This window comes from Acidovorax sp. sif1233, from assembly GCF_019218755.1.
GTDB lineage: Bacteria > Pseudomonadota > Gammaproteobacteria > Burkholderiales > Burkholderiaceae_C > Acidovorax.
The window spans coordinates 1,243,209-1,262,390 of the sequence record NZ_JAHUWZ010000001.1; the positions used below are offsets into that span (position 1 = coordinate 1,243,209).

Here is a 19,182-nt window from a genome sequence, read left to right on the forward strand (position 1 = left end):
GGGCCGGGTTCTTCATGGCCGGGGCCACCAGAGTATGGCCAGCAGGCCCGGGCCGCCGGCGCGGGCCTCCAGCCGCAGCCGGCCCCGGTGGCGTTCCGCGATCGACCGGGCGATGGCCAGGCCCAGGCCCGAGCCGCCCGCCACGGCCTGCGAGCCGCGCCGGTAGCGGTGGCCCAGGGCGTCGCGCTCTTCGGGCGGGAGGCCCGGGCCGTTGTCTTCCACGCTCAGGCTCCAGCCCAGGCTGTCGCCGGCGGCCGACACGGTGATGGTGCCTTGCTCCGGGGTGTAGGCGATGGCGTTGGCCGCCAGGTTGGTGAGCGCCTCGCGCAGCAGCCCGCTGTCCGCCACGGCGGCCAGTTCGGCCGTGGCGGTGTGGATGCCGAAGTCGATCTGCTTGGCGCGGGCCTGCGGCAGCAGCTCCAGTGCCACGGTGCGCAGCAGCAAGGCCAGGTCGCAGGGTGCGAACTCCACCGCGGCGGTGTCGCTGCGCCCCAGGGCCAGCAGCTGCTGGGTGCTGCGCGTGGCGCGCGCGATCTCGCCGCCCAGGGCTGCCAGCGTGTCCTGAAGCCGGGCCGCGTCGGGTTCGCGGCGTGCGTAGTCGATCTGCATCTGCAGCGTGGTGAGGTGTGTGCGCAGCTGGTGCGACGCATCGTCGAGGAACTGGCGCTGCTGCGCCACCAGGTCCTGCGTGCGCGCCATCTGCTGGTTGACGGCGGTGACCAGCGGGCGGATGTCCGCGGGAAGTTCGGCGCCGGCGACCGGTGTCATGTCGTCAGGGCTGCGGGCCTGCACCTCGCGGGCCAGGCGTGCCAGGGGGCGCAGCGCCAGGGCCAGCGTGGCCGCCGTGCCCAGTACCATGAGCGCCAGCACCAGGCCATCGCGCAGCGCGGCGCGGCGGACGAAGCGGCGCGTGAACTCCTGCCGCGACTGGGTGCTTTCCGCCACCTGCACCAGCACGCTGCTTGTCCCGGGGGCGGATGGCGGCCCTTCCATCGCGCGGCGGTAGGCGGCCAGGCGCACGGATTCTCCAAAGTAGGTCGCATCGTAGAAGCGCGGCACACCGGGCTCCAGCGGCCCGGGCGGCAGGGGCAGGTCGGCGTTGCCCAGCTCCACCAGCCCATCCGACGATGCCACGCGGAAATACACGTGTCCGCTGGCCGTGAGCTCGAAGAATTCCAGCATGCTGTAGGGCAGCTCGGCCGAGAGCCCGCCCGAGGCGGTGGAGATGTTGGCATCGATGGACTTGAGCGCGCCCAGCAGCGAGCGGTCGTAGGCCGCGTTGGCGGCCTCCAGCGCGTCGTGCCGGGTCATCCACAGCTCCACGCCCGTCACCACGGCCAGCAGCGGCAGCAGCAGGCACGCCAGCAGCCGCCACAGGCTGGCACGGCGCAGGCGTGCGGCCAGGCCCATGTTCAGTGCGATTCCAGTGCGTAGCCCAGGCCGCGCAGCGTGACGATGCGCACGCCGCTGCCGTCGAGCCGCTTGCGCAGGCGGTGCACGAACACTTCCACGGCCTCGGGGTGCACGTCGTCATCGTCGGAGAACACGCGCTCCAGGATCTGCTGCTTGGAGAACGGCTCACCGCTGCGCTGCACCAGCACGCGCAGCACGGCCTGCTCGCGCGGCGACAGCGCCAGGGGTTCGCCCTGCAGCACGAATTGCCTGCGCGCGCTGTCGTACGCCAGCGGGCCACATGCCAGGCGCGGGTGGTCGGTGCCGCGCGCGCGGCGCACCAGGGCGTGCAGGCGCGCCTCCAGCTCGGCCAGCTCGAACGGCTTGGCCAGGAAGTCGTCCGCCCCGGCATTGAGCAGCCGCACGCGCTCGTCCAGCGAATCGCGCGCGGTGAGTATCAGCGTGGGCAGGCGCTGGTCGCGGTCGCGCAGGCGCTGCAGCACCGCGTGGCCGTCCAGGCCCGGCAGGCCCAGGTCCAGGACCAGTGCGTCGTAGTTGTCGTGCTGCTGCAGCGATCGGTCGGCCAGGCGGCCGTCATTCACCCATTCCACCTGGATGCCCGCGTGCTCCAGCGCGCGGCTGAGCCAGGTGCCCAGGCTGTGTTCGTCTTCGGCCAGAAGGATGCGCATGGAGGGGATGCTAATGCTGTTGTGCAGTGCCATCGCCGAGGCACATGCGCCCGGGCCGCAGGCCTGGCGCGCCCCGCCAGCGCCACCGTGGAACTGGCTTTGCCAGACCACGGGTGGCGTCCCCCTCTGGGGGGAAGACGCGAAGCGACTCAGGGGGCTTCCTAATCCGGCTTGACCTGCGCGCGCTTGAGCACCTTCTGCCAGCGCGCCTGTTCGGAGGCGATGAACTGCGCGAACTGCGCCGGCGTGCCGCCGATGGCTTCGGCCGCATCGCCGCTCAGGCGCTTGAGCGATTCCGGCGCCTTGACGGCCTTCATGGTTTCGGCGGCCAGCTTGTCCAGGTGCTCCTGCGTGAGGCTGGCCGGGGCCAGCATGCCGTACCACTGCGTCATCTCGAAACCCGGGAAGCCCTGCTCGGCCACGGTGGGCACATCGGGCAACTGGGGCAGGCGCTGGGTCGATCCCGTGGCGATGCAGCGCACCTTGCCCGACTTGATGAAGGGCAGCATGGCGGCGGCGCCCACGGAAGCGGCGTCAAGCCGGCCCGAGAGCAGGTCGGTCATCATGGGGCCGGTGCCGCGGTAGGGCACGTGCAGCATGAAGATCTCGGCCGTCATCTTCAGGTACTCGAAGGCCAGGTGGCCGGCGCTGCCGTTGCCCGCCGAGCCGTAGCTGAGCTTGGCGGGGTTCTTCTTGGCGTAGGCGATGAATTCCTTGAGGTTCTTGGCCGGCACGTCGGGGTGCACCACGTACAGGCTGGGCACCTTGGCCAGCAGGCTCACGGGCTTGAAGTCCTTGTTGGCGTCGTAGGGCAGCTTGTCGAAGATGTACGGGTTCACGGCGAGCGTGCCGATGTGGCCCAGGATCAGCGTGTGCTGGTCGTCGGCGCGCGCCACCTCCTGCATGGCGATGTTGCCGGCCGCACCGGGCTTGTTGTCCACGAACACGCTCTGGCCCAGCGTCTTGGTCAGCTCGGCGGCGGTGGAGCGGGCGACGATCTCGGAGCTGCCGCCCGGCGCGAAGGGCACGACGAAACGCACCGACTTGGAAGGCCATGCGGCCTGTGCCGACACCGATGCGGGCAGCAGGCCGCCCAGCGCCAGGGCGCCGCCGGCACCGAGCAGGTGGCGGCGGTTGGGGTGGAGGGTGTGGGAATGGGGGGTGTCTGTAGGCATGCTTGTCTCCATGAAAGCCATCAAGGCGTGACAGCCGCCATGGTGCGCGCCGCGTGCTTTCGGAATGCTGTCAGTCGGCCTGGGGTTTTCCCGGGGGGTGCGGCCAGGGCGCCCGAGCGTCGGGTCAGGGGAGCGCGGCCACCGCGGTGCCGCTGAGCACCGCCCCTTCCAGCGTGGCGGGGTAGGGGCCGTCCACATAGTCACCGCAGGCCGAGAGCCCGGGCAGCACCTGCATGCCGGGGCGTGCAAGGCCGGGCGTGCAGGCAAAGGTGGCGCGTTTTTCCACCACCGTCTGTACGGGCGACAGGGAGCCGATGCCCAACTGCGCGGCGGCTTGCCGCAGCACCTGCTGTTCGATGTGGGTGCGCTCGCCTTCGCTGGCACTCACCACGAACGCGAGCAGGCCCTGGTTGCCGTCCAGCTGGCCACGGTCGAACACGAACTGTGCGGGGCTGTCCGGGGCGCTGCGCAGCGCCAGCATGGGCTGGGCCAGGCGCGCGTCCGCCGCGTGGGCGTAGACGGTGGTGATGGCCTCGAAGTGCAAGGCGCCGGCCAGGGCGCTCCACCGGCCGGCACTGGCCAGCCCCGCCATGCCGGCCACACCCGCCACGAGCCGGCTGGCCTCCCACGAAGGGCATGCGAGGGTCACGTGGTCGAACACCTCCGGTGCATTGTCCGTGGCGCCCGGCGCACCGGCGGCGCCGACGACCTGCCAGCGCCCGGCGTGCTGCGGCTGCAGCCGCTGCACGCGCTGGCCGGTGAGCACCTGGTGGCGGCCCTGCGCCTGCAGCCAGCGCGCCGCAGGCTCGGGAAAAAGCGCGCCCAGGTCGGCGCGCGGCAGCAGCAGGTTGGAGCCGCCGCGCCCGCTGAACAGGCTGTCTTGCAGCACGCGCAGAAACACCTGGCCGCTGGCCTGATGCGCCGGGGTGTTGAGGGCCGACACACACAGCGGGTCGATGAACTCTGCCATCAGGCGGGGCGTGAGCGGTGCGCACAGGTCGGCCACCGAGGTCGTGGGCGCGCAGCGGAACCCCCTGATCTGCCAGGCGGTGGCCGTGCGCAGCAGGGCCAGCTTGTCGCGCCAGCTCCAGCCCCTGGCGCGCGCGATGCCCAGCAAGGCATCCAGTGGGGGCGGCAGGTCGGGCAGACGCAGTCCCTGGCCATCCGGAAACTGCAGCGTGAGCGGCAGGCGCAGCAGCGCGGTGCTGGCATCCACCCCCACCAGGCGCATCAGGCGCAGGCTTTCGGCGTAGGCGCCGATGAGGATGTGCTGGCCGTTGTCGAGCGTGACCACCTTGCCCCCCGGCAGCGTGGCGGGCACGGCACGCGCCCGGCCGCCCACGGTGCGGGCGGCTTCGAACACCGTGACCTCGCGGCCCGCCTGGGCGTGCGCGATGGCCGCGGCCATGCCGGCCCAGCCCGCGCCGATGACGGCGACTTTCATGGATGCTGCCGCACGGCCGCTACATCCGTCCGAGCGCCTGCACCTTCCACGCCAGCCAGAACTTGCGCAGCGGCGTGAGGCGGATGCGCTGGTGCAGCACCTGGAAGTTCTCGTGCTCGATCTCGCGCAGCAGCGTGCGGTAGATGCTGGCCATCATCAGGCCGGGTTTCTGCGCGCGGCGGTCGGCGGCGGGCAGCAGGGCCAGGGCTTCGTCGTAGAGGCTGTGCGCACGCTCGGCCTGGAAGCACATGAGCGCGGTGAAGCGGTCGGAGTAGGTGCGCTTCAGGATCTCGTGCGCCTTCACGTCGAACTGCTGCAGCTCGCTCACGGGCAGATAGATGCGGCCCAGCATGGCGTCTTCGCCCACGTCGCGGATGATGTTGGTGAGCTGGAAGGCCAGGCCCAGCGTGTGGGCGTACTGCGTGGTGCGCCCGTCGGTCTGGCCGAAGATGCGCGCCGTGACCTCGCCCACGATGCCGGCCACCAGGTGGCAGTAGCCCTTGAGGCCCGCGAAGTCGAGGTAGCGCGTCTGCTCCAGGTCCATCTGGCAGCCATCGATGACGGCCTGCAGGTGGCGCTGCTCGATGCCGTATTCGGCGGTGTGCGGCATCAGCGCCAGCATCACGGGGTGGGTGGGCTGGCCGGCATAGGCCTTGGCCACTTCGGCCTGCCACCAGGCCAGCTTGGTGCGCGCCACGCCGGGGTCGCTGACCTCATCGACCACGTCATCCACCTCGCGGCAGAACGCATAGAACGCCGTGATGGCCGCGCGGCGCGGCGCGGGCAGGAAGAGAAAGGCGTAATAGAAGCTGCTGCCCGAGGCCACGGCTTTTTGCTGTACGTACTGCTGCGGTGTCATGGGCGGAATTGTCCCATGGCGCACCCCGCGCGGCGGGGATCCGCGGTTTGGCGCGCTTTTGGCCCCTGGCGCTCTTCCATCCAGCGCGAGTCGCTACTTTTTTGATAGCGATGGGGCGGCGCGGTGGCGCCTCAGCATTCGACCACGTTCACCGCCAGCCCGCCGCGCGAGGTCTCCTTGTATTTGACCTTCATGTCCGCGCCGGTCTGCATCATGGTCTTGATGACCTTGTCGAGCGAGACCACGTGCTGGCCGTCGCCGCGCAGCGCCATGCGGGCGGCGTTGATGGCCTTGATGGCGCCCATGGCGTTGCGCTCGATGCAGGGAATCTGCACCAGGCCGCCCACAGGGTCGCAGGTCATCCCGAGGTTGTGTTCCATGCCGATCTCTGCGGCGTTCTCGATCTGCTCGGGGCTGCCACCCATCACGGCGGCCAGCGCGCCGGCCGCCATGGAGCAGGCCACGCCCACCTCGCCCTGGCAGCCGACCTCGGCGCCCGAGAGAGAGGCGTTCTCCTTGTAGATGATGCCGATGGCGCCGGCGGTGAGCAGGAAGGTGGCGATGCCGTCCTCGTTCGCGCCTGGAAGAAAGTTCACGTAGTAGTGCAGCACGGCCGGTATCACGCCGGCGGCGCCGTTGGTGGGGGCGGTCACCACGCGGCCGCCAGCGGCGTTTTCCTCGTTGACGGCCATGGCATACAGGTTCACCCAGTCCAGCATGGACAGCGGGTCGCGCAGGGCGGCCTCGGGCGAGCCGCTCAGGCTCTTGTGCAGTTCGGCCGCGCGGCGGCGCACCTGCATGGGGCCGGGCAGGTGGCCGGTGCTGGCGCAGCCGCGTTGCACGGCGGCCGCCATGGTTCGCCAGATCGCCATGAGCTGGCGCCGCACCTCGCCGGCGCTGCGCCAATGCTCTTCGTTGGCGGCCATGAGCTGGGCCGGTGTGAGGCCGCTGGCCTGGCATTGGGCCAGCAGCTCGGCCCCGGTGCGAAAGGGGTAGGGCAGGCCCCGGGCGTGGCCCGCGGCATCGGCCCCGCAGGTGGCTGCCAGATTGAGCACGCGCTCCCCCGCGGCGTCGGTCACGAAGCCGCCACCCACCGAGTAGTACTCGCGCTGGGCAATTTCCCGGCCCTGTGCGTCAAAGGCATGCAGGCACAGCCCGTTGGGGTGCAGCGGCAGGCTCCTGCGCCTGAACAGCAGATGGTCTTTTTCCACAAAGGCAATGGCGCGCTCGCCCAGCAGGGCCAGCGACTGGCGGCCGCGGATCTCGGCAATGGCGGGGGCGATGCGGTCCGGGTCGATGTGGTCGGGCTCGTACCCGGCCAGGCCCAGCAGCACGGCCTTGTCGGTGCCGTGGCCCACGCCCGTGGCCGACAGCGACCCGAACAGCTCCACCGTGACACCGTGCACGGCGGCCAGCCCCACGCCATCCCGCAGGTGGCAGGCAAACTGCCGCGCCGCGATCATGGGCCCCACGGTGTGGGAGCTGGAGGGGCCGATGCCGATCTTGAAGAGGTCGAAAACGCTGACGGACATGGTGTGTGGCATACCGGGTAGGTTTTGGGGATGCGTGGAACCCCTGGGGCCCTGGTCCATGGAAAGCAGCGATGGCGCGGGTGGCGCCATCGCTGTTCTCGAGGCAACAGCATCTTTCGCACTGCCGGTACTCTTGGTGCCCGCAGTGGGCGCGAGGCTAACCGTGCAGGCGCCGGCCGGCACACGCGTAATCCCTGATGAGCGGGGCCCCGGGTCCATCACCCTGCGCGGCGTTGCACGTGCTGAATTTCAATATTGATAGCAAAATATTGAACGGGCAAAAGCGGTAGCGGCGCTTTTGCCGTATCGCTCTGGCCGCTCCCACTAGGCCGCATGGCTCGGCTTGCCACCCATGAATGTTTCTTACAGTGGGGTGGGCCGGGCCGCCACGAGTGCGAGGGACACCGTGGCCTGGGGTGTGAAAGGCGAAGGGTGTGGCGTGATGCGGGGGAGTGTGGGCCAGCGCGCGGCCCGTGGGCGCAGCACCGCCAGCACGGCGGTCCGGGCGGCGGGGCCGCGCACGAACACGTCGCACGACAGGATGCTCCGGGGATCGGCGCCGGCTTCGCGCAGCAGGCGCTCGGCCGCCGCGAGCACCTGCATGAACTGCCCATGGTCGTCCTGCCGCCCGCCGGGCGGTGAATCAGAGGCCATGCAGGCCACGCGGATGGAGAGCGTGGTGCGTGCATGCCATACCCCCACGCACAGGGCCCGCGCGGCGCGTCCCGCCGTCATGCGGGGCCTTCGCTGCGGAGGTGCCCCGGTTGCAGCCCGCTCCTGGACAGCGCCCTCGCGGCCTGGGAGGCGGCCCATGGCGCGAAGAACCACCGGGCGTAGCCTCTGCGCCAGGGCGCTGGCGAGGGCGGACGGCAGGGCGCGGCCACCGGTGCCGTGCACACCCGGCACATAATGAGTAAATCTATCCAGTCCGCAGGTGGGTTTCGATGCATGCCGGTGATCGTACGGAGCACGCCAGCCTGTGACTATCGACAATATTTCGTCCAATCATGAATTCAGCTCATGGCAAAAGCAGTGCCGGCCTGTCGCCCGCCGGTCCGGGCGGGGGCAACGGCGCACGCCGCCTGCCGCCGCTGAACATGCTGCGTGCGTTCGAGGCGGCAGGGCGCCTGCTGAGCGTGACCCATGCGGCCCGCGAAATGAGCGTGACGCAAAGCGCCGTGAGCCACCAGATCAAGGCCCTGGAGTCCTGGCTGGGCGTGGCCCTGGTGGCGCGCGAAGGCCGTCGGCTGGCGCTCACCACCGCGGGCGCGGCGCTGTTGCCCGGGCTCACCCGCGCGCTGGATCTGATGGCGCAATCCACGGCGGGCATCGAGCGGCTCACGCGGCGCGGCACGCTGGTGGTGAATGCCACGTCCACGCTGGCCTCGCAGTGGCTGATCCCGCGGCTGGCGGGTTTTTGCGCACAGATGCCGGGGCTGGACGTGCAGCTGGTCACCACGCTGGGCCACCTGGATTTCGAGCCCGCCCAGTACGACGTGTCGATCCGCTGCTTCGCCGACAGCGAGCTGGCGGCGCTGCCCGCGCGCGCGGGCTGGCGGGACGTGGCGCTGGGGCCCTTCATCCCCGACAAGCTCACCCCGGTGTGCAGCCCGGCCCTGCTGGCGGGCGATGGGGCGATGGAGTCGCCGCAGGGGCTGGCGCGGCACACCCTGCTGCACAGCCGGTCCACGCCGGTGGCCTGGCAGCGGTGGCTGGAAGAGGCGGGCGCGCCAGGCCTGCAGCCTGCGGGCGACCTGGTGTTCGACCACGCGCACCTGAGCGTGCAAGCCGCCATCCAGGGTCTGGGCGTGGCGCTGGGCAACCCCCGATTTCTGGGCGATGCGCTCGCGGGCGGCCTGCTGGTCATGCCGTTTGCCCAGCGCCTGTCGGGCGAGAAGAACTACTACTGGCTGCGGCCCGCGCGCGCGGCGGACGACCCGGTGTCGGCCGCGTTCTGCGCGTGGCTGGCGGTGGCCTAGCCGGTGAGCGCGGGCAGCCGGCGCACGCCGGTGCTCCATGGGTTCAAGGCAAGGGCGGCCGCACCGCGTTCGGGTTATGGCGCCGGCCGCCGGGCGCGCTTTGACAGATGGTCTTGCAGTATGTAAGCGGCTGCGGTGAGCAGCGTCCATGCCAGCAGGATGTCCCAGAACGCCATGAACAGCCACACGGGCGCCAGCAAGGGGCCTGCGAGTGGGATGACGTAGACCGCGAGGCGGTGCGTCCAGAACCCCGGGGCTGACATGCAGGGCGACGAGAAAGGGTCGAACGTGCCCGGCGAGCAGCCCAGGGCACCCAGTACTTCCAGCGCCACCCGGTTGCCGAGGATGGGCGTGCCAAAGGCCATGCAAAAACCGGCAAGGCCGAGCAGCAGTACCCAGAAGGCGGCGCGCGATGCCCACCGCCCGGCATCGGCGCCTGTGATGCCGGGGTAGCGTGTTTTCCCCCGGTCCGGCAGAGCGGCCGTGCTTGCGGCATTGCGCGCCGCCCGGTGTGTGGCAATGAGCGCAACCATCCACACTGCGATCAGCGCCCAGAAGTTTTGCAGCAGGACGAAGGGGTAGTCCGAAATGCCGCCGGCCGAGAGAAACGGTGCAAGCCTGAGGCCGAGGGCATTGGGCAGCCAGGCGCAGCTGCGCAGCGCGGGGTTGGCGTGCGGCTGGCACTGCAGCAGCTCCAGCAGGCGCTCTGCCATCGTGCCGCCCACCATGGCGAAGCAGAGGCAAAAGAGGATCAGCCCCCACTGGAGGGCCTTGAAGAGATGCCTGTATGGCAATGGATGCTCCCTCTCCGGTATGGCGATGGTGCGGCTGGCCGCTGTTGCCCGAGTGTGCCCCAGGCTCCGCCTGCACCGCTGTCCCTACATCCGCAGTGCGCGTGCCAGCATCACGCACCAGTCCCACGCGTGCAGCCGGGGGCGGGTGTGCAGGCTGCCGCCCTGGAGCCCGTCCACCTTGTCGAGAATGCGCAGGCCGCCTTGCACCACCAGCCGCAGTTCCCAGCCTGCACGGCCGGGCAGACGGTGGACCAGGGGGGCGCCGCTGCGCATGGTGGCGCGCGCCCAGCGCGCGCAGTTGGTGATCAGGCGGGCGTTTTCGGGTGTGCTTTGCAGCGCCAGCAGTTCGGCCTGGCCGGCGCCGTGGCCCGCGCAGTCGGCGCGCGGCAGGTAGTGGCGTCCTCGGGGGATGTCCACGCTCAGGTCCTGCCAGAAGTTGATCAGCTGCAGCGCGGTGCAGATGGCATCGCTCTCCTGCAGCGCCTTGGCATCCGTCACGCCATACAGATGCAGCAGCAGGCGGCCCACCGGGTTGGCCGAGCGGCGGCAATAGTCCAGCAGCTCGCTGCGGTCGGCGTAGCCCTCGGCCTCGCGGGTTTTCTCCACGTCCTGCACGAAGGCGCTGAGCAGGTCCTGCAGCAGCGGCAGGGGCAGCTGGTGGCTGCGCAGCACCCCTTGCAGGGGCAGGAAGACGCCTGCCCAGCGGGGCGACGGGGGCCGGCCCTGGGCGATGGCTTGCAGATCGGCGTGGTATGCGGCCAGGTCCGCCAGGCGGCTGGCGGCCGGGGCATCGCCTTCGTCCGCGATGTCGTCGGCGGTGCGGGCAAAGCCATAGATGGCTGCGATGGGCTGGCGCAGGCGCGGCGGGCACAGCAGCGATGCCACGGGGAAATTCTCGTAGTGGGTCACGGGCGGCGCGGCCACCGGGGTGGCCGGCGGCGGCGTGAGGGCGGTTGGAGAAGGGGGGCTGGATCGGTCGTTCACACCCGGGATTGTCGCTTGACAAGGCGGGAGGCTTCTCATAGATTACTAACCGGTCAGTCAGTAATCAAAATAATCTTCGACAGGGACAAGGAGGCTGGCCCGTGCCTGCGTTTGCCCGCAGCTCCTTGCGGCCCTTTTTTACTCACCGGATTTTCCATGCGCACACCTTCCGCTTCGCGGCCCTTTCAACGGCATTCCAGGTACCTGCTGGTGCTGGCCACGGCGGCCCTGCTGGCTGCCTGTTCGCGCCCCGCTCCGCCCGAGGAGCCCGTGCGCTCCGTGAAGCTGTTGACGGTGGGCGTGGGCGCGTTGCAGTCGAGCCTGGAGTATTCGGGCGAGGTGCGGGCGCGCGTGGAATCGCGCCTGGGTTTCCGCGTGGCCGGCAAGATCGTGCAGCGCCAGGCCGAACTGGGCCAGCATGTGCGGGCCGGCCAGGTGCTGGCGCAGCTGGACCCCAAGGACTACCAGCTGGCTGCCGACGCCGCGCGCGCGCAACTCGCATCGGCGACCACGCAGCGCGATCTGGCGGCCGCCGACTACAAGCGCTACCAGGCCCTGAAGGACCAGAACTTCATCAGCGGCGCCGAGCTCGAGCGCCGCGATGCCACGCTCAAGGCCGCGCAGGCCACGCTGGACCAGGCCCGCGCGCAGCTGTCGTCGCAGGGCAACCAGGCGGCCTACACCACGCTGGTGGCCGACGTGTCGGGCGTGGTGACGGGCATCGATGCCGAACCGGGCCAGGTGGTGTCGGCGGGCACGCCCGTGGTGCGCATCGCGCAGGACGGCCCCCGCGACGTGGTGTTCGCGGTGCCGGAAGACAAGGTGGCGCAGATTGCCCAAGGCTCCGAGGTGGCGGTGCGCGGCTGGTCGGGCGGCGCCCCCCTGGCGGGGCGCGTGCGCGAAGTCGCGGCCAGTGCCGACGCCGCCACCCGCACCTACCAGGTGAAGGTGGCCATCGACAGCGCCGACGCGCCCGCGCTGGGCTCCACGGTGTATGTGACGCCCAAGGCGTTGAGCCACGCTGGCATCCAGGCGATCAAGCTGCCCACCAGTGCCTTGCGCCAGGAGGGCCAGTCCACGGCCGTGTGGGTTTACGACGCGGCCAGCAGCACCGTGAAGTCGCAGGTGGTGCAGATCGCCACGGCCGATGGCAACGAGGCCGTGGTGGCCGCGGGCCTCACGCCCGGCATGCAGGTGGTGGCCACGGGCGTGCACGTGCTCTCACCCGGGCAGAAGGTGCTGGTTTATCAGCCAAAAGTGGCCTCGGCGCCCGCCGGTAAAGCGCAAACAGCTATAAATTCAGTAGCAAATCCTGCCGCCGCTGCTGTGGCGCCCGCGGCTTCCACTGCCAACTGAGGCCGGCCATGACGCAAGTACAACCCAAAGAGGGGTTCAACCTCTCCAAGTGGGCGCTCGACCATCCCGCCCTCACGCGCTACCTGATGGTGGTGCTGATGCTGCTGGGCTTCGCGGCCTACTTCCAGCTCGGGCAGGACGAAGACCCGCCGTTCACCTTCCGTGCCATGGTGGTGCGCACCTACTGGCCCGGCGCCACGGCGCAGCAGGTGGCCGAGCAGGTCACCGACAAGATCGAGCGCACCCTGCAGGAAGTGCCCTATGCGGACAAGATCCGCAGCTACTCCAAGCCGGGCGAGTCGCAGATCATCTTCCAGATCAAGGACTCCTCCAAGGGCAGCGAGGTGGCCAACGTCTGGTACAGCGTGCGCAAGAAGGTGGGCGACATGCGCTACACCCTGCCGCAGGGCATCCAGGGGCCGTTCTTCAACGACGACTTCGGTGATGTGTACGGCGTGATCTACGCGCTGGAGTCCGAGGGCTTCAGCTATGCCGAACTCAAACAGTTCGCCGACGACGCGCGCCAGCAGCTGCTGCGCGTGCCTGACGTGGCCAAGGTCGAACTCTTCGGCGTGCAGGACGAGAAGCTCTTCATCGAAATCTCGCAAAAGCGCCTGTCGCAGCTGGGCCTGGACATGAACCAGGTGCTGGCCCAGCTGGGCCAGCAGAACGCGGTGGAAAGCGCGGGCGCCATCCAGACGCCGCAGGACCAGGTGCAGGTGCGCGTGCAAGGGCAGTTCAATGCCGTCGAAGACCTGGGCGCCATGCCGATCCGCGGGCCGTCGGGCGCCCAGCTGCGTCTCTCGGACATCGCCGAGGTCAAGCGCGGCTATGTGGACCCGGCCTCCGTGAAGGTGCGCCACCAGGGGCAGGAAGTGATCGCGCTCGGGGTGTCCATGGCCAAGGGCGGGGACATCATCGCGCTGGGCAAGGCGCTGCACACGGCCACCGACCGGATTGGCAGCACCCTCCCGGCGGGCGTCAGGCTCGTCAACGTGCAGGACCAGCCCAAGGCCGTGGCGACCTCGGTGAACGAGTTCGTCAAGGTGCTGATCGAGGCGGTGGTCATCGTGCTGGCGGTGAGCTTCATCGCGCTGGGTTTCCACAGGCGCCCCGGCAAGAATCCGCTGTGGAAGCGCTGGTACATCGACCCGCGCCCCGGCCTGGTCGTGGGCATCACCATCCCGATGGTGCTGGCCGTGACCTTCCTGGCCATGTGGTACTGGGGCATCGGCCTGCACAAGATTTCGCTGGGCTCGCTCATCATCGCGCTGGGCCTGCTGGTGGACGACGCGATCATCGCGGTCGAGATGATGGTGCTCAAGCTCGAGGAGGGCTACGACAAGGTGCGTGCCGCCACCTTCGCCTACGAGATCACGGCCATGCCCATGCTCACGGGCACGCTGATCACGGCGGCGGGTTTCCTGCCCATCGGCCTGGCCAAGTCCACCACGGGCGAATACACGTTCGCGATCTTTGCCGTGACGGTGATCGCGCTGGTGCTCAGCTGGATCGTGTCGGTGTACTTCGTGCCATACCTGGGCACGCTGCTGCTCAAGGTGCCGCCCCACGTGCTGGCCGCGCAGGCCAGCCAAGGCATCACGGACGATCCCCACGAGGTGTTTGACAGCCCGTTCTACCGCACCTTCCGCCGCCTGGTGGACTGGTGCGTGCAGCACCGCTGGCTCACCATCGGCGCCACGGTGCTCACCTTCGCGCTGGGCATCGCCGGCATGGGCAAGGTGCAGCAGCAGTTCTTCCCGGATTCGAGCCGCCCGGAGATCCTGGTGGACATCTGGTTCCCCGAGGGCACCTCGTTCGCGGGCAACGAAGAAGTCACCAAGCGGGTGGAGCAGCGCCTGCTCTCCGAGCATGGGGTCAGCTCCGTGAGCACCTGGGTGGGGTCGGGCGTGCCGCGCTTTTACCTGCCGCTGGACCAGGTGTTCCCGCAAAGCAATGTGTCGCAGTTCATCGTGCTGCCGCAGGACCTGAAGGTGCGCGAATCGCTGCGCGTGAAATTGCCGGCGCTGCTGGCGCAGGAGTTTCCGGAGGTGCGCGGCCGGGTGAAGCTGCTGCCCAACGGGCCGCCCGTGCCGTACCCCGTGCAGTTCCGCGTGGTGGGCCCCGATCCGCTGGTGCTGCGTGAGCGCGCGGACGAGGTGAAAGCCCAGCTGCGCCAGAACCCCGACATGCGCGGCGTGAACGACAACTGGAACGAGTCCGTGAAGGTGCTGCGCCTGGAAGTGGACCAGGCCAAGGCGCGCGCCCTGGGCGTGACCAGCCAGTCCATCGCACAGGCCTCCAAGACCATCCTGTCGGGCACGCAGGTGGGCCAGTTCCGCGAGGGCGACAAGCTCATCGACATCCTGCTGCGCCAGCCGCAGGAGGAGCGCAACGCGATCACCGACATCGCCAATGCCTATCTGCCCACGGCGTCGGGCAAGTCGATTCCGCTCACGCAGATCGCCAAGCCGGTGTTCACCTGGGAGCCGGGCGTGATGTGGCGCGAGAACCGCGACTACGCCATCACGGTGCAGGGCGATGTGACCGAGGGCCTGCAGGGCGCCACGGTGACGGCGGCGTTGCTGCCTGCCCTCAAGGAGATCGAGGCGAAGTGGCGTGCCGCGGGGCAGGCCGGCTACCGCATCGAGGTGGCGGGTGCCGTGGAGGAAAGCTCCAAGGGCTCGGCATCGATCGCGGCGGGCATTCCGGTCATGCTGTTCATCACCTTCACCTTGCTCATGCTGCAACTGCACAGCTTCAGCCGCGCGATGCTGGTGTTCCTGACCGGGCCGCTCGGGCTGGCGGGCGTGGCGGCGGCCTTGCTGCTGCTCAACCGCCCCTTCGGCTTCGTGGCACTGCTCGGCGTGATCGCGCTCATGGGCATGATCCAGCGCAACTCGGTGATCCTGATCGACCAGATCGAGCAGGACCGCGCGCGGGGCGTGCCGGCGTGGGATGCGATCGTCGAATCCGCCGTGCGCCGCCTGCGCCCCATCGTGCTCACGGCCGCGGCCGCGGTGCTGGCCATGATCCCGCTGTCGCGCAGCGTGTTCTGGGGGCCGATGGCCGTGGCCATCATGGGCGGGCTGGTGGTGGCCACCGTGCTCACGCTGCTGGCGCTGCCCGCGATGTATGCTGCTTGGTTCCGTGTCAAAAGGCCGGCGCCGGAGGTCCTTGGAGGGGTTTGATTCCCACCCTGCCCGCATCAGGGTAAAATAGAAGGTTGACCGATTTCACACAGGCGGCAGTTCGTGCCGCCTGTTTGTTTGTTGTAGAACCGCGCGGGTGGCGAAATTGGTAGACGCACCAGGTTTAGGTCCTGACGCCAGCAATGGTGTGGGGGTTCGAGTCCCCCCCCGCGCACCACCCATGTGAGACTTTGCGGAACACGGCGCCGCTGCGCTGCAGCCAGCACGATCCACATTCATAAGAGGAATAGCCATGGCCGTTACTGTTGAAACCCTTGAGAAGCTCGAGCGCAAGATCACGCTGAGCGTGCCCGTCACCCTGATCCAGTCCGAAGTCGACACGCGCTTGAAGCGCCTGGCCCGCACGGTCAAGATGGACGGTTTCCGTCCCGGCAAGGTGCCCATGAACGTGGTGGCCCAGCGCTACGGCTACTCGGTGCAGTACGAAGTGCTCAACGACAAGGTCGGTGAAGCCTTCGCCGTGGCCGCCAACGAAGCCAACCTGCGTGTCGCCGGCCAGCCCCGCATCTCCGAGAAGGACGGCGCTCCCGAGGGCCAGATGACCTTCGACGCCATCTTCGAAGTGTTCCCCGAAGTCAAGATCGCCGATCTGGCGGACGCGGAAGTCGAAAAGCTGTCGGCCGAAGTGACCGATGCGGCCATCGACAAGACCATCGACATCCTGCGCAAGCAGCGCCGCAGCTTTGCGCAGCGCGCGCTCGAAGCCGCCGCGCAAGACGGCGACCGCGTGACGGTCGACTTCGAAGGCAAGATCGACGGCGAGCCCTTTGAAGGCGGCAAGGCCGAAGACTTCCAGTTCCTGGTCGGCGAAGGCCAGATGCTCAAGGAGTTCGAGGAAGCCGTGCGTGGCATGAAGTCGGGCGAAAGCAAGACCTTCCCCCTGGCATTTCCTGCGGAATACCACGGCAAGGACGTGGCCGGCAAGACGGCGGACTTCCTCGTCACGGTCAAGAAGATCGAAGCGGCCCACCTGCCCGAAGTGAATGACGCCCTGGCCAAGTCGCTGGGCATCGCCGATGGTTCCGTGGAAGGCCTGCGCGCCGACATCAAGAAGAACCTGGAGCGCGAAGTCAAGTTCCGCCTGCTGGCCCGCAACAAGCAGGCCGTGATGGACGCTCTCGTGTCCAAGGCCGAACTGGACCTGCCCAATTCCAGCGTGCAGGCTGAAATCGCCCGCCTGCTCGAAGGCGCCCGTGCAGAACTCAAGCAGCGCGGCATCAAGGACGCCGACAAGGCCGAAATCCCTGAAGACGTGTTCCGTCCCCAGGCAGAGCGCCGCGTGCGCCTGGGCCTGGTGCTGGCCGAACTGGTGCGTGCCAACGAACTGCAGGCCAAGCCCGAGCAGCTCAAGGCCCACATCGACGAGCTGGCCGCCAGCTATGAGAAGCCCGAGGACGTGGTGCGCTGGTACTTCGGTGACCGCCAGCGCCTGGCGGAAGTCGAAGCGGTCGTGATCGAGAACAATGTGACCGAATTCGTGCTGGGCAAGGCCAAAGTGGTCGAAAAGTCCGTGTCGTTCGACGAACTGATGGCCCAACAAGGCTGATAGGCCTGGCCGGGCGGCTTGTCGGTTACCGAACTGCCCGGTTGTTGCCGACACATACAGGGGCTTGTGCTTTCGTGCACAAGCCCCAATTCATTTCTGGGTACAGTACCTGCTTGTCTGGAGAAAACATGAGCGCATTGGAAACACAAGGCCTGGGCATGGTCCCCATGGTCATCGAGCAGTCGGGCCGTGGCGAACGGTCCTATGACATCTACTCGCGCCTGCTCAAGGAGCGTGTGATTTTTCTGGTGGGGCCGGTCAACGACCAGACCGCCAATCTCGTGGTGGCGCAGCTGCTGTTCCTGGAGAGCGAAAACCCCGACAAGGACATTTCGTTCTACATCAACTCCCCGGGCGGTTCGGTGAGCGCCGGCATGGCGATCTTCGACACCATGAATTTCGTCAAGCCCGATGTGTCGACCCTGTGCACGGGCATGGCGGCCAGCATGGGTGCCTTCCTGCTGGCGGCGGGCGCCAAGGGCAAGCGCTTTGCGCTGCCCAACTCGAAAGTCATGATCCACCAGCCGCTGGGCGGCATGCAGGGCCAGGCGACCGAGATCGAGATCCATGCGCGCGAGATCCTCAAGACGCGCGAGCAACTGAACAAGATCCTGGCCGAGCGTACGGGCCAGCCGCTGGAGAAGATCCAGCGCGACACCGAGCGCGACTATTTCCTGTCGGCCGACGAGTCCAAGGAATACGGCCTGGTCGACCAGGTGATCAGCAAGCGCTCCTGATAGCCACAGGGTCGCGCGGCGGCGTTTTCCCTGAGGGAAGACGCCGTTTTTTATTTGGTTATCATCCCGACAACTTTCCGTAACAAGCAAGGCATTGCCCCCATGGCCGAGAAAAAAGGCTCTTCCAGCGAAAAAACCCTTTACTGCTCTTTTTGCGGCAAGAGCCAGCATGAAGTGAAGAAGCTGATCGCTGGCCCGTCGGTCTTTATCTGCGACGAGTGCATTGACCTGTGCAACGAGATCATCCGCGATGAGCTCCCGGCCGGTGACCTGGCGCGCGAAGGCCGCGCCGATCTGCCCACGCCGGTGGAGATCAAGACCAATCTCGACAACTACGTGATTGGCCAGGATGTGGCCAAGCGCACGCTGGCGGTCGCGGTGTACAACCACTACAAGCGCCTGCGCCACAAGGACAAGGCCCACAAGGACGAGGTGGAGCTGTCCAAGAGCAACATCCTGCTGATCGGGCCCACAGGTTCCGGCAAGACGCTGCTGGCGCAGACCCTGGCTCGCATGCTGGATGTGCCCTTCGTGATGGCCGACGCCACCACGCTGACGGAAGCCGGCTACGTGGGCGAGGATGTGGAGAACATCGTCCAGAAGCTGCTGCAAAGCTGTAACTACGAGGTGGAGCGCGCGCAGCGCGGCATCGTCTACATCGACGAGATCGACAAGATCTCGCGCAAGTCGGACAACCCCAGCATCACGCGCGACGTGTCGGGCGAGGGCGTGCAGCAGGCGCTGCTCAAGCTCATCGAAGGCACGATGGCCAGCGTGCCGCCCCAGGGCGGGCGCAAGCACCCGAACCAGGACTTCCTGCAGATCGACACGACCAACATCCTGTTCATCTGCGGGGGCGCGTTCGCGGGCCTGGAGAAGGTCATCGAGAACCGCACCGAAGCATCCGGCATCGGCTTCGGCGCATCGGTCAAGAGCAAGAAGCAGCGTTCGCTGACCGAGGTGTTCACCGAGATCGAGCCGGAAGACCTGATCAAGTTCGGCCTGATCCCCGAGCTGGTGGGCCGCATGCCCGTGGTGACGGCCCTGGCCGAGCTGAGCGAGGACGCGCTGGTGCAGATCCTGACCGAGCCGAAGAATGCGCTGGTCAAGCAGTACAGCAAGCTCCTGGCCATGGAAGGCGTGGATCTGGAGATCCGCCCCGCCGCGCTGAAGGCCATTGCCCGCAAGGCGCTGGCCAGAAAAACTGGCGCGCGCGGCCTGCGCTCCATCCTGGAGCAATCGCTGATCGGAACGATGTTCGACCTGCCCAACACCAGCAATGTCGAAAAGGTGGTGGTGGATGAGTCCACCATCGAAGAAAACAAGCCGCCGCTGCTCGTTTACCGCGAAGCGGCCAAAAAGGCCTGAAATGCCCGGAGCGGGCGCCTTGTTGCCGCCCCTTGAACCATCAACCCTGGCGGCAGTGCGGCTGCGCGCCAGGGTTGAAAATCCCCACATGTGGACCAACTTCCACAGAGCACTT

The 19,182-nt window shown here is 68.2% G+C and carries 15 protein-coding genes and 1 tRNA gene; 7 read left to right on the forward strand and 9 right to left on the reverse strand.

The window, feature by feature from the left end; translation table 11 throughout:
- Positions 1 to 12: 12 nt before the first annotated feature.
- From KW843_RS05685 to KW843_RS05715, 7 genes are all read right to left on the reverse strand, one after another.
- Positions 13 to 1,410, reverse strand: a complete 1,398-nt coding sequence (locus KW843_RS05685) for a sensor histidine kinase (RefSeq protein WP_218294093.1) — start codon at positions 1,408 to 1,410, stop codon at positions 13 to 15.
- Between the two features lie 2 nt (positions 1,411 to 1,412).
- A complete protein-coding gene (locus KW843_RS05690; RefSeq protein WP_218294094.1) occupies positions 1,413 to 2,081 on the reverse strand; it encodes a response regulator in 669 nt (222 codons plus the stop codon).
- A gap of 161 nt (positions 2,082 to 2,242) precedes the next feature.
- Positions 2,243 to 3,256 (reverse strand): tripartite tricarboxylate transporter substrate binding protein, encoded by a 1,014-nt coding sequence (locus KW843_RS05695; protein ID WP_218294095.1) that lies wholly within the window; start codon positions 3,254 to 3,256, stop codon positions 2,243 to 2,245.
- Between the two features lie 124 nt (positions 3,257 to 3,380).
- Positions 3,381 to 4,700 (reverse strand): hydroxysqualene dehydroxylase HpnE, encoded by a 1,320-nt coding sequence (gene hpnE, locus KW843_RS05700; RefSeq protein ID WP_218294096.1) that lies wholly within the window; start codon positions 4,698 to 4,700, stop codon positions 3,381 to 3,383.
- 19 nt (positions 4,701 to 4,719) lie between these two features.
- On the reverse strand, positions 4,720 to 5,559 hold the full coding sequence (gene hpnD, locus KW843_RS05705) for a presqualene diphosphate synthase HpnD (RefSeq protein ID WP_218294097.1): 840 nt from the start codon (positions 5,557 to 5,559) through the stop codon (positions 4,720 to 4,722).
- A gap of 131 nt (positions 5,560 to 5,690) precedes the next feature.
- Entirely contained in the window at positions 5,691 to 7,091 is a 1,401-nt protein-coding gene (locus KW843_RS05710) for an L-serine ammonia-lyase (protein ID WP_218294098.1), read from the reverse strand.
- 363 nt (positions 7,092 to 7,454) lie between these two features.
- Positions 7,455 to 7,826: a RidA family protein gene (locus tag KW843_RS05715; RefSeq protein ID WP_218294099.1), complete on the reverse strand. Its 372-nt coding sequence runs from the start codon at positions 7,824 to 7,826 to the stop codon at positions 7,455 to 7,457.
- 272 nt (positions 7,827 to 8,098) lie between these two features.
- Here KW843_RS05715 and KW843_RS05720 point away from each other — a divergent pair, with 272 nt between their 5' ends.
- The gene (locus KW843_RS05720; protein WP_255594558.1) at positions 8,099 to 9,070 is read left to right on the forward strand and encodes a LysR substrate-binding domain-containing protein; all 972 of its coding nucleotides are present in this window, start codon (positions 8,099 to 8,101) and stop codon (positions 9,068 to 9,070) included.
- A 74-nt stretch (positions 9,071 to 9,144) separates the two neighbouring features.
- Here KW843_RS05720 and KW843_RS05725 read toward each other — a convergent pair whose 3' ends face one another.
- Positions 9,145 to 9,864: a hypothetical protein gene (locus tag KW843_RS05725; protein WP_255594560.1), complete on the reverse strand. Its 720-nt coding sequence runs from the start codon at positions 9,862 to 9,864 to the stop codon at positions 9,145 to 9,147.
- Positions 9,865 to 9,948: 84 nt separating this feature from the next.
- The gene (gene hpnC / locus KW843_RS05730; protein ID WP_218294100.1) at positions 9,949 to 10,887 is read right to left on the reverse strand and encodes a squalene synthase HpnC; all 939 of its coding nucleotides are present in this window, start codon (positions 10,885 to 10,887) and stop codon (positions 9,949 to 9,951) included.
- Between the two features lie 117 nt (positions 10,888 to 11,004).
- On the opposite strand from hpnC, the gene KW843_RS05735 reads away from it, so the two are divergent.
- The 6 genes from KW843_RS05735 (at position 11,005) to clpX (ending at position 19,067) form a co-directional block, all read left to right on the forward strand.
- Positions 11,005 to 12,204: an efflux RND transporter periplasmic adaptor subunit gene (locus KW843_RS05735; protein ID WP_218294101.1), complete on the forward strand. Its 1,200-nt coding sequence runs from the start codon at positions 11,005 to 11,007 to the stop codon at positions 12,202 to 12,204.
- A gap of 8 nt (positions 12,205 to 12,212) precedes the next feature.
- Positions 12,213 to 15,395 (forward strand): efflux RND transporter permease subunit, encoded by a 3,183-nt coding sequence (locus tag KW843_RS05740; protein WP_218294102.1) that lies wholly within the window; start codon positions 12,213 to 12,215, stop codon positions 15,393 to 15,395.
- 91 nt (positions 15,396 to 15,486) lie between these two features.
- Positions 15,487 to 15,573: transfer RNA gene (locus KW843_RS05745), tRNA-Leu, on the forward strand.
- A 75-nt stretch (positions 15,574 to 15,648) separates the two neighbouring features.
- Positions 15,649 to 16,962: a trigger factor gene (tig, locus tag KW843_RS05750; RefSeq protein WP_218294103.1), complete on the forward strand. Its 1,314-nt coding sequence runs from the start codon at positions 15,649 to 15,651 to the stop codon at positions 16,960 to 16,962.
- A 128-nt stretch (positions 16,963 to 17,090) separates the two neighbouring features.
- Positions 17,091 to 17,699 carry an ATP-dependent Clp endopeptidase proteolytic subunit ClpP gene (gene clpP / locus KW843_RS05755; RefSeq protein WP_304505098.1) on the forward strand — a complete coding sequence of 203 codons (609 nt, stop codon included), beginning with the start codon at positions 17,091 to 17,093 and terminating at the stop codon, positions 17,697 to 17,699.
- Between the two features lie 102 nt (positions 17,700 to 17,801).
- Positions 17,802 to 19,067: an ATP-dependent Clp protease ATP-binding subunit ClpX gene (gene clpX, locus KW843_RS05760; RefSeq protein ID WP_218294104.1), complete on the forward strand. Its 1,266-nt coding sequence runs from the start codon at positions 17,802 to 17,804 to the stop codon at positions 19,065 to 19,067.
- Positions 19,068 to 19,182 lie beyond the last annotated feature (115 nt).